The 10,315-nt window shown below is 61.7% G+C and carries 9 protein-coding genes; 1 reads left to right on the forward strand and 8 read right to left on the reverse strand.

Annotation, left to right across the window (positions count from 1 at the left end; all coding sequences use genetic code 11):
* The coding region (locus H6B10_RS09485; protein ID WP_204651382.1) for an MFS transporter at window positions 1-451 on the forward strand (451 nt) is incomplete at its 5' end.
* A gap of 150 nt (window positions 452-601) precedes the next feature.
* Here the strand turns inward: H6B10_RS09485 and H6B10_RS09490 are convergent.
* From H6B10_RS09490 to H6B10_RS09525, 8 genes are all read right to left on the reverse strand, one after another.
* Entirely contained in the window at window positions 602-1,519 is a 918-nt protein-coding gene (locus H6B10_RS09490; protein ID WP_204651383.1) for a glycoside hydrolase family 113, read from the reverse strand.
* A 3-nt stretch (window positions 1,520-1,522) separates the two neighbouring features.
* Window positions 1,523-3,667: an alpha-galactosidase gene (locus H6B10_RS09495; protein ID WP_204651384.1), complete on the reverse strand. Its 2,145-nt coding sequence runs from the start codon at window positions 3,665-3,667 to the stop codon at window positions 1,523-1,525.
* A 133-nt stretch (window positions 3,668-3,800) separates the two neighbouring features.
* On the reverse strand, window positions 3,801-4,436 hold the full coding sequence (locus tag H6B10_RS09500; RefSeq protein ID WP_204651385.1) for a YesL family protein: 636 nt from the start codon (window positions 4,434-4,436) through the stop codon (window positions 3,801-3,803).
* A gap of 18 nt (window positions 4,437-4,454) precedes the next feature.
* On the reverse strand, window positions 4,455-5,966 hold the full coding sequence (locus H6B10_RS09505) for a sialate O-acetylesterase (protein ID WP_204651386.1): 1,512 nt from the start codon (window positions 5,964-5,966) through the stop codon (window positions 4,455-4,457).
* A gap of 1 nt (window position 5,967) precedes the next feature.
* A complete protein-coding gene (locus H6B10_RS09510; protein ID WP_204651387.1) occupies window positions 5,968-7,158 on the reverse strand; it encodes a glycoside hydrolase family 130 protein in 1,191 nt (396 codons plus the stop codon).
* The gene (locus tag H6B10_RS09515; RefSeq protein ID WP_204651388.1) at window positions 7,145-8,323 is read right to left on the reverse strand and encodes an AGE family epimerase/isomerase; all 1,179 of its coding nucleotides are present in this window, start codon (window positions 8,321-8,323) and stop codon (window positions 7,145-7,147) included. The genes H6B10_RS09510 and H6B10_RS09515 overlap by 14 nt, the downstream gene beginning before the upstream one ends.
* Before the next feature lie 16 nt (window positions 8,324-8,339).
* The gene (locus tag H6B10_RS09520; protein WP_204651389.1) at window positions 8,340-9,359 is read right to left on the reverse strand and encodes a glycoside hydrolase family 130 protein; all 1,020 of its coding nucleotides are present in this window, start codon (window positions 9,357-9,359) and stop codon (window positions 8,340-8,342) included.
* Window positions 9,360-9,437: 78 nt separating this feature from the next.
* On the reverse strand, window positions 9,438-10,295 hold the full coding sequence (locus tag H6B10_RS09525) for a carbohydrate ABC transporter permease (RefSeq protein WP_207751604.1): 858 nt from the start codon (window positions 10,293-10,295) through the stop codon (window positions 9,438-9,440).
* Window positions 10,296-10,315: the final 20 nt, after the last annotated feature.

Consider the following 10,315-nt stretch of genomic DNA (forward strand, 5'->3'; position numbering starts at 1 on the left):
TGCCGCCGCTCTGTTTGTGGCGTTCCTGCTGCACACCGATAACCTGATCGTCTGGATCGTGCTCTACCTCATCGCTTACATGGGCATCGCCTTCTTCAACGTGGTCTGCTGGGCCATGATCACCGACGTCATCGATGACGCCGAAGTCCGCACCGGCCAGCGCACCGACGGCACCATCTACTCGGTGTATTCTTTCGCCCGTAAGCTGGGCCAGGCTGCCTCCTCCAGCCTGAGCGGCACCATGCTGACCATGATCGGCTATACCAGCGCCACCGCCTTTGATGCCACTGTTCTGGACGGCATTTACAACATCACCTGCCCGGTGCCCGCCGCGGGCTTTGTACTGCTGGCGCTGGCGCTGGCCCTGGCCCTGATTTACCCCCTGGGCAAAAAGCAGGTGGAGAAAAACATTGCTTACCTGAAAGAAAAGAACCAGCAAAAAGACCAATAATCTGCTTCCGATAAATTGTCGGCAGCAGCACCTCTCTCTCTTTTTTCAGAACCGCAGGCCTCCCTTTTGGGAGGCCTGCGGCTTTTGTATTGCCTTACCCAAAACGGGCAGCACTAAAAAACAGCCTCACGCTGCGGTGAGGCTGTTTTTTTATTTCTGCTCCCGGTTCCAGGCCGAACGGATGGTCTGCAGGGCCGGGGCCCGGCTGAACGCATAGGGATTGTCATGCGCTGCATCCAAAGGCCAGTCCCACAGGGCGGCACCCCGCAGCCAGGGTCGGGTTTCCATAACCGCAAACAGCGCCTGATACCAGCGGTTCTGTTCCTCGTCATCGGGTTCGCCCTGCAGGGTCCAGTCGTTGGGGACCTGCGCGGACCCACGCACCCGCATACAGCCTGCCTCGGCAAAGAAGAAAGGTTTGGCCGCCTTTTCCACCAGCGGCCGGATGCGGTCCAGATTTTCCCCGATGGCATCCACCGGGTAATAGCCGCTGGACGCCATCACATCCACCGCGTCCCACCAGGGCACGAACGCTTCGCCGTATTTATCGCAGTTATAAGCCACGGCGCCGTCGTAGACACTGCGCACCGAGGAGATGCAGGCGCGCCATTCCTCTTCCCGGTGTTCGGTCTTGGTCATCTCGCAGCCCAGGATCAGCAGCTCGATCCCGGCCTGCTGTGCCAGCGCCGCAAAGTGGGTCTGAAATGCCGTATACCCGGCAAACCAGGGCCCCCACTTGGGTTCACAGGGAACGTCGTGGTCAAAAAAGCTGATGTGGGCACGCCAGGTGCCGTCCAGACAGTTGACGGTGGGTTTCCAGAATACCCGCAGCCCCAGGTCTTTGGCAGCCCGGGTGATGGCCAGCAGTTCCTCATCGGCGGTGGTATGGGCACCGGTAAAATCAATGGTTTCGGTAAACGGAGTTGCCTGCACGGCACCGGGACAGAAAATCACGGTATCGGCCCCGGTCAGCCGGTGCATACGGCGCAGCTCATCGCGGACGGCTTCCCCCGCCAACGCGCCGCGGGGAGAAAAGGGAGCAAAGTTGATGCCATGTACAGTTTGCATGGTTCAGTCCTCCTGTTGTAAATAGCAAAGATACCCCGGCAAGTCTGCCCGAAGGTCCGGCAGCGGCAGGCCATGGACCGCCAGTTCCTCGCCGTCCCAGCGGTGGTTTTGCAGTTCCTGGCCGGTAGCCCGTATATGGGCGCGATACATTTTGCCGGGCACGGCAAAGGGCAGCACCAGGCAGCGCCCATCCAACGCACGGTCCGACGCAAAGACCACCGCTTCGCTGCCATCCGGTGCCGCAATGGCCCAGGCGGCGCCGCTGCCGTCCGGCGGGCAAAGCCGGTACAGGCTGCCGGTGCGCAGCAAGGCGCCATGCGCCCGGTAGAAGTCCACAAAGGGACGCAATTCAGCCAACTGCGCCGGCGTATAGCGGGTCAGGTCCAGTTCAAACCCGAACGTGCCCGAAAGCGCCGCTGCCATGCGGGCTTCCACACTGGCGGTGCGTCCGGTGGTATGGTTGGGCACGGTGGAATAGTGGGCCCCCATTACACAGGGCGGGTAGAAAAAGCTGGTGCCGTACTGGATCATCAGGCGGTCCAGGGCGTCGGTATTGTCGCTGCACCAGATCTGCGAGCTGTAATACAGCATGCCCAGGTCAAACCGGGCACCGCCGCCGGCACAGTTTTCCAACAGCAGGTCGGGGTAACGGTCCACCAGGCGCTGCTGCAGCTCATACAGGCCCAGCACATAGCGGTGGTACACTTCGCCCTGGCGGTCAGCAGGCAGGGCTGCGCTCCACACATTGGCCAGGCTGCGGTTCATATCCCATTTAAGGTAGCTTATGGGGCAGCTGTCCAGCAGTTCGGTAAGCTGCTGCCAGATGCCTTCCCGCACATCGGCGCGGGAAAAATCCAGGGTGTACTGGTGGCGGATTTCCAGCGTATCGCGGCCGGGAATCTGCAGCGCCCAGTCGGGATGGGCACGGAAAAGGTCACTGTCGGGGCTGACGGCTTCCGGTTCCACCCAGATGCCGAATTCCAGCCCCAAGGCCCGAATCTTACTGCAAAGCCCTGCCACGCCGTCGGGCAGTTTGGCTGTATCGGCAGCCCAGTCACCCAGACTGGTGGTATCGCTGTTGCGGCCACGGAACCAGCCATCGTCCAGCACAAACAGATCGGCACCGGCGGTTTTGGCGGCCCGGGCCAGCGTGAGCAGCTTTTCTTCGTTGAAGTCAAAATAACAGGCTTCCCAGCTGTTCAGCAGCACCGGCCGGGCTGCGGTCAGATCCTGCCAGCGTGCGCGCAGCAGGTGGCCGCGCACAGCGTTATGGAAACAGCGGCTCATCCCGCCCAGGCCCCGGCTGCTGTATACCAGCGCCAGTTCCGGGGTAACAAAACATTCCCCGGGTGCCAGCGTCCAGGCAAACCCGTAGGGTTCTATGCCCGCCGAAAGCCGGATGCCTGCGGTGGTACGCTCGGTCTGAATCCGGAAATTGCCGCTGTACACCAGCGCGGCACCCCAGCATTCGCCGGAGGTTTCGGTAGCATCGGGGGCGCACAGCACCACAGCGGGATTGTGTGCATGGGTGGGAATACCGCCCACGCTGCCCACGCTCTGCACACCGGGACGTACCGGAGCACGGAACGGGGTGCGCTCCCCTGCCCAGGCACCGTCAAAGGTGATCAGGTCCAGATCTTTGCGGCCGAAATCCACCACGCCGGAAGGCACTCCCTGCAGGGTGAGGGGCGTCGTGCCGGTATTTTGCACCACCGCGGCACGGGTGATCAGGTCACAATCTTCAAACACGGCGTAAAGCAATGTTACCGTCAATCCCCGCGGGTCCTGCAGCGTCACGCGCAGCGTCTCGCCGCCGGTATGAAAGGACGGCAGCCCGGGCAGCGGTTCTGTACCGGAACAGACTTCCGCCCCGGCAAAACGCAGATCCGCGGCACGGGAGCCATCGGCCCAGTCCAGGGCAAAAAAGGGCGTGTGGTTATCGCCCAGGCCGGGTGCAGGCCATTCCTGGGGCAGCAGGTCCGGCCAGCATCCGGGGTCATTATGGGGCGGCGGCACCGTGCGGAAGGCACCGGCACGCGGACCGTAATAGAGATGCAGCAACCGGCCGTCGGCATCTGCCGCCAGCTGATAGGTGGTGTGAGCAGTATGCAGCGCACAGGTATGATTTGTTGGATCGTAAGCAATCATAATGGGTCGCTCCTTGTGGTAGCGTAAAAATCAGCCGGGATTCCCACTGCACACCGGCAGTGGGTCGCCCGGCTGTATCTTGTTTTTTCTTGGCGCCCGCCCCCGTCGCGGGGTTAGCGCGGCAGCCCGGCTTTTAGTGCTGCCCTTCCTCGATTTTCACAAAGGCAGGCCGCAGAAGCCGCGCAGTGAGCACGATTGCGGTGCCGCCCCCGATGAGAAGCCACAGGGGGAACAGGTACCAGAACAGCTGGGGGGTACTGCCGTACAGTACCGGCAGCGTACCCATGAACACCAGCCAGACCAGCGCCGCCTGGGGGCGCGCCAGGCACAGGCGCAGGCCGTCCTTCATGGCATCCCGGCCGCGGCGGTAGGCAAAGCGCCCCAGCAGGGCAAAACCACCGCCCAACGCAGCCATCCAGATCACCCCGAATGCCGAGGCGGATGCGATCAGGATGCCGCCCAGGGAACCGGATTTGGCCAGCCCCAGCTGATAGTCAAACCAGAGCAGCAGGCCCAGCACCACCATCACCAGCCAGGTGCGGGTGGAAAGGGCAAAATCACGCCGGAAAGCTGTGCCGTAATCATGAAAAACGCGGTATTCCTGCCCGGCTGCCATTTTACCGGCCACCGAGAAAGCCGCCGTTGTGGAAGCTCCCGCCGTGACCACCGGCAGGCAGCCTGCCAGCCAGCAGAGATTCAGCAAAAAGACATCCCCGACCACATCCATAAAACGGAAGAAGGGAGAATCGGGCAGGTGGTTGTTTTTCATGGGTCATTCCTCCCGGAATCAGACAGAGATAAGCGGTGTAGCCCCAAAGGGGACGGCGGGCAGCCCGGTCCCGCCGTACAACCGGGCCGGACCGAAGTTATACCAGGCATACCGCACAAAGGCGGGGTGCGGCACTTTTGGGCTGTGCAGGGTAACGGTATCCCCCACGGCATAAGCCTGCGCCGGCACAAAGTTGCCGTCTGTACCGGCCAGTTCCAAACCGGAAGGTTCCCCGGCCAGCTTCAGCCCGCCGGCAACGTGGGCAAAACGCAGGATCGCCTTTTCGCCCTGCCGGGTCGCTCCGGCCAGTTGGGGCGCGTGCCCCGCAACGGGGCGGCCATAGGCCGTCTCCAGCGTCAGCAGTGCCAGCCGACGGCCCACCGGGGCTTTATCCACGGGGTGGATGTTATCCGCCTCCCCCAGGTCCGCCAGTACCACCAGCCCCGCATTGGGTTCCCGCCGGGCCACAGCGGCCTGGGCGTCCCGCAGGATGGGCCAGCTGTTCTCCCCTGCGCCGGTAGCATACATGGGCAGCTGCACCAGCAAAAAGGGCAGCCGGGCATCGGCATCCTGCCAGTCGGCGCGCCAGCGGCGCACCAGGCAGGTCAGTTCCGTTTCGTAGTCCCGGGGCCATTCCTCGTCCTGTTCCCCCTGATAGTACCAGAAACCCCGCAGGGCATAGGGGCAGACGCGGCGCAGCATACTTTCGTACAGATTGCCCGGCCGCTGGAAGCCGGTGCGACCGGCGGGCGGCGGCCACGGATACAGACCGCACTCCTCGTTCAGCACCGTCCAGCTCACGTCCGGTTCCACAGCACGGCGGGCGGCAATGCGGGCATTCCAGCTGTCCACCTCCGCCTGGTAGGCTGCGCATTCGGCTTCGAACGCTTCGTCGGTCTTGTCCCCTACCCGGGCATCGTACCAGGCCAGGCGGCGACGGCCTTCGGGGAAGGTGGCCAGCTGCTCCCGCGGCAGCCAGCAATGGGCGTAGGTACCGCCCCAGAAACATTCCAGAATGCCCACATGGACATGCAGGGCATGGGCCAGTTCCCGGGCGGCGTAGTAGGCCACCGCCGAAAGATTGGCGGCGGTTTCCGGCCCTACGATCTGCCACCGGCTGGGGGCAGCTTCGGCCGCTGCCGTCGTGGTGACCTTGGGGGTCTCGTAAAAATGCAGCAGTTCATCATGGCAAGCGGCCAGCACGGTTTCCCCGTCCCGCGAACCGGACAAAGGCAATTCCATATTGCTTTGCCCGCCGGCCAGCCAGACTTCGCCAAAATACACGCCGGTAAAGGTCTGGGTATCCGCCCCGCTTTGCAGCACCATGGTGAAGGGGCCGCCCGCAGGCTGCGGGGACAACGTGAGCATCCAGTGCCCATCTGCATCTGCCACGGTCCGGGCAGAAAGCCCGCCGGGCGTCAGGCGGACGGTGACCGCAGCACCGGGCACGGCGGCCCCCCATACGGGAACCGCCGTTTCCCGCTGCAGCACCATGTCACTGCTGAACACAGCAGCCGCTTGCAGCTTCATTTTACTTCCCTTCTTTCAGGTAAGCAAGATTTTTTTCAATGAGTTCGCACCGCTGGGCCACACAGTCACGGCTGCGCAGCGGGTCCGCCGGGGTGTTGAACGCAAAGTCCAGCAGTTTGTCCACCGTGGTGGTGGCCACATGCAGCCGGGTATCGCTGGCGGCGTAGTAGATGTAGACGCTGCCGTCCTCCCGGGCAATGGCGCCGTTGGTGAACACCACGTTGGATACATCGCCTACACGCTCCCAGTCACGGGGCGCGATGAGGAAGCCGGAGGGTTCGGCAATGACCTTCCAGGGTTCTTTCAGGTCGGTGACGAAGAGATACACCACATACCGCAGTCCGGCGGCGGTGTTGCGCACGCCGTGGGCAATGTGCAGCCAGCCCTTTTCGGTCTTGATGGGGGTGGCACCTTCGCCGTTCTTGGCCTCGGTGATGGTGTGGTAACGGCGGGGGCTGGTGATGATTTCCTCGTCGATGACGGCGTGGGTGATATCCTCACACAGGCCAAAGCCGATGCCTCCGCCCGAACCGGTATCGATGAAATCGTCCATGGGGCGGGTATAGAAGGCGTACTTGCCGTTCACAAACTCCGGCAGCAGGTCCACGTTGCGCTGCTGGGGGCTGCGCTTGGTCACCAGGTTGGGCAGCCGCTCCCAGGTTTTCAGGTCCTTGGTGCGCACAATGCCCGCCGCGGCCACCGCCGCGCTCAGGTCGGGATTTTTGGTGTCCTTGCTTTCGGAGCAGAACACACCATAGATCCAGCCGTCCTCGTGCTTGGTCAGGCGCATATCATAGACGTTGGTTTCGTCAGGTTCGGTATCGGGCAGTTCCACGGGCTTTTCCCAGAAGCGGAAGCCATCCACGGGAGAATCGCTTTCCGCCACCGCAAAAAAGCTCTTGCGGTCGTTGCCCTCTACCCGGGCCACCAGATAGTATTTGCCGTTCAGTTCAATAGCTCCGGCATTGAAAGCGGCGTTGACGCCCAACCGCTCCATAAAATAGGGGTTGGTGGCGGGGTTCAGATCAAAACGCCATTCCAGCGGGATCATCTCCCGGGTCAGCACAGGGTACTGCCACCGGTCATAGATGCCGTTGTAAAAGCTGTCGTCCACCACGTTGCGGCGGGCCAGCAGCGCTTCCAGTTTCGCCTTCTGGCGGTAATATTCAGGGTGCAGATCACACTTGGACATCGGGGTCCCTCCTCATAAGTTCCAGGCACATGCGGCCGTTGTGGTAGGGGCATTTCCACGGCTCCACAATGGGGCGGCGGTCACTGGGCCGGGCATTGTCGTCCAGGCACCAGAACCACTCGCCGCCGGGGCGGTGGTCCACCACATGTTCGGTGATGTAATGCCAGACATCGGCAGCCGCCGCGGCATATTCCGCCCGGCCGGATTTTTGGTATTCATTCACAAACCCCAGCACAGCCTCGGCCTGTACCCACCATACGCGGGTCAGATCGTCCTTGCCCCGCTCGCACTCGTTGATGACCGAGTGATTGCGGTAAGCCTTGTGCAGAATCGCCTGGGCCAGGTCGCTGTTGATGGCGGCAATGCGGGCCGTCAGGTCCTTGTCACCCAGCAGCGCGCAGCCCCAGTCGATGAGCCAGCTGGATTCGATGTCGTGGCCGTAGCTGTACAGATCAATGATGGAATGGTAGTGTTCGTCAAAAAATACCAGCTGCCGGTGCAGGTCGGGGGCATAGATCTTATCGGCATAGATGCCCAGGATGCGGCGCATGGCCCGGCCCACGATTTCTTCGGGGGCTGCTTCATACAGGCCCGCGTACCCCTCAAACACATGGAGCAGCGTGTTCATGGTCTTGGCGGCCAGCACACCGTTTTCGCTGAGTTTTTCGTTGCTTTCGGGCTGCCAGTCCCGGGTAAAGGCTTCCAGGTAGCCTTCCGCGTCGGTGCAGTGGTTCTCGATGATTCTGAACAGCTGCCGGGCGGATTCCAATGCTTCGGCCTCACCGGTCAGGCGGTAGTAGGACGCCAGCGCATAGATGGCAAAGGCCTGGTTATAGGTGTGCTTGGTGGTATCCAGCGGCTGCCCGTCATAGGTCAGGCTCCAGTACACACCGCCGTACTCCTTGTCCAGGCAATGGTCCCGCAGGAACCGGTAGGCGTGGGCGGCGTGGTCTTTCAGGTCCTGCCGCCCGGTGGCCAGGGCCGCCTGGGCAAAGAACCACAGGATGCGGCTGTTCAGGATGCAGCCTTTCTCGGCGGTTTTGTCCACCTGCAGATCAAAATCCATCAGGCCGTAGTAGCCGCCGTGCTCGTCGTCGCGCAGATTCATCCAGAACGGCAGGATGGTGCCGGTCAGCATTTGTTGTGCTGCCTGTGCAATGCGCATACCACTCGCCTCCTTCTCAGCGCAGGCCCAGCGAACGATCGTCGTCGTTGGCGTTGTCATGCGCTTTGATGTAGCTCACCACTTCGTCCACCGTGGTGAAAGCCAGACCCACATAGCTGTCGGCGCAGCCGTAGTAGATGGCAATGCGGCCGGTTTTGGCATCCTGCAGGGTGGCACAGGGGAAGCAGACATTGGGTACAAAGCCACGTTCCTCGTACTCGGTTTCGGGGGTCAGCAGGTAGGTGCCGCAGCGGTAGAGCACCTTGCTGGGCTCGTCGCGGTCCAGGATGGCGCCGCCGATGGAGTACACAAAACCGTTGCAGGTGCCGGTAACGCCGTGGTAGAACAGCAGCCAGCCTTCACTGGTCTCGATGGGTGCGGCGCCGCCGCCGATCTTCACATTCTCCCACCAGTTGCTGCCCTTGCCCATCACATGGCGGTGGCAGCCCCAGTACTTCATGTCGGGGCTTTCGCTGATGTAGATATCACCGAAAGGCGTATGGCCGGAGTCGGAAGGACGGGACAGCAGCTTGAAGTTGCCGTTGATCTTGCGGGGGAAGAGCACCGCGTTGCGGTTGAAGGGCAGGAAGGGATTTTCCACCCGGGTAAAGGTCTTGAAATCGGTGGTTTTGGCCATGCCGATGGCAGCGCCGTAGGCGTCCTGGCACCAGATGATATAGTAGGTGTCCTCAACCTTGACCAGGCGCGGGTCGTAGGCGTAGGGCGGCATGAAGGGCTCCCCTGCCTCGTTGACGAACTGGATCTTTTCCGGTTCAATATCCCAGTGGATGGCATCCTTGCTGCGTCCCAGGTAGATAAAGGGAATGCCGTTGGTCTGTTCGCCGCGGAACACGCCGATGTAGGCACCCTCGTAGGGCATGACGGCGGAGTTGAAGATGCGGGCCACACCGGGCAGCGGGTTGCGGCGGATAACGGGGTTTTCGGTATAGCGCCAGAGCGGACCGGCGCAGTCAGCGGGTTTATCCTGCCAGGGAATGTTGGGCAGGGCGTCGCAGTACAGTTTGACAGTGTTCATAGAAGGGACCCTCCTGATGAGTGATAGGCGGCCGGGCAGCCCCGATAAGCCCGGGGCCGCGGCACGCCGGAAGAGGCGTTAGCCTTTGACCGCACCGGCGGCCATGCCGCTGTAGATCTGATCCTGGCAGAGCAGGAAGATGATCAGTGCGGGGATGATGGTGATGAGCACGCCGGCACAGATGTAGTTGTACTGGCTGCCCATGGGGCCGGAGAATACGTACAGAGAGGTGGAGACCACCTGGTATTTGGTCTTATCCTGCAGGTAGAGGTTGGCCATGTAGTATTCGTTGTAGGTGCCCACGCCCTTGAGGATGGCGCTGGTAACCACGGCCGGCTTGAGCAGCGGCAGCAGGATCTTGAAGAAAACCCCGAAGTAGCTGCAGCCGTCCAGAATGGCGCTTTCGTCCAGGCTGACGGGCAGATTCTCGAAGAACTGCAGGAAGATGTAGATGGTGATAACGTCGGTGCCCATCATCAGGATGATGTAACCGGGCAGAGAGTTGATCAGGTGCAGCGAGGTCATGATCTGGTAGACGGTAACCTGGGTGGCAATACCGGGGATCAGGGTGGCGATGGTGAACAGGTTGCGGATCAGGGTATTGCCATGGAACTTGAACCGGTTGAGCACGTATGCCAGCATGGAAGAGATCAGCACACTGCCGGCCAGCACGCAGACCAGCACGATGAAGCTGTTCAGGAAGGCATGGCCCATATCGGCCTTCTGCCAGGCGATCACAAAGTTATCGAAGTTGAGCCAGCTTTCGGGCAGCGTCATCACGTTGGTGGTGGCGTACTCTTCATCGGTTTTGAAGGCGGTGATCACGCAGGAGACGATGGGCACCAGCGCCACAAAGGCGGAAAAGATCAGCAGGGCGTATTTGGCGATGTTGAGGATCAGCCGTTTGATTTTGATAATAGCAATCTCGTTAGTCATGCTGAGTCCCCCTTCAGTTC

The sequence above is a fragment of the Gemmiger formicilis genome, assembly GCF_016901605.1.
GTDB lineage: Bacteria > Bacillota > Clostridia > Oscillospirales > Ruminococcaceae > Gemmiger > Gemmiger formicilis_B.

Excerpts from the sequence above, each read along its gene's own strand:
- H6B10_RS09495 (WP_204651384.1), bottom strand. The coding sequence starts at position 3,667 with ATGATTGCTTACGATCCAACAAATCATACCTGTGCGCTGCATACTGCT.
- H6B10_RS09490 (WP_204651383.1), bottom strand. The coding sequence starts at position 1,519 with ATGCAAACTGTACATGGCATCAACTTTGCTCCCTTTTCTCCCCGCGGC.
- H6B10_RS09500 (WP_204651385.1), bottom strand. The coding sequence starts at position 4,436 with ATGAAAAACAACCACCTGCCCGATTCTCCCTTCTTCCGTTTTATGGAT.
- H6B10_RS09505 (WP_204651386.1), bottom strand. The coding sequence starts at position 5,966 with ATGAAGCTGCAAGCGGCTGCTGTGTTCAGCAGTGACATGGTGCTGCAG.
- H6B10_RS09515 (WP_204651388.1), bottom strand. The coding sequence starts at position 8,323 with ATGCGCATTGCACAGGCAGCACAACAAATGCTGACCGGCACCATCCTG.
- H6B10_RS09525 (WP_207751604.1), bottom strand. The coding sequence starts at position 10,295 with ATGACTAACGAGATTGCTATTATCAAAATCAAACGGCTGATCCTCAAC.
- H6B10_RS09520 (WP_204651389.1), bottom strand. The coding sequence starts at position 9,359 with ATGAACACTGTCAAACTGTACTGCGACGCCCTGCCCAACATTCCCTGG.
- H6B10_RS09510 (WP_204651387.1), bottom strand. The coding sequence starts at position 7,158 with ATGTCCAAGTGTGATCTGCACCCTGAATATTACCGCCAGAAGGCGAAA.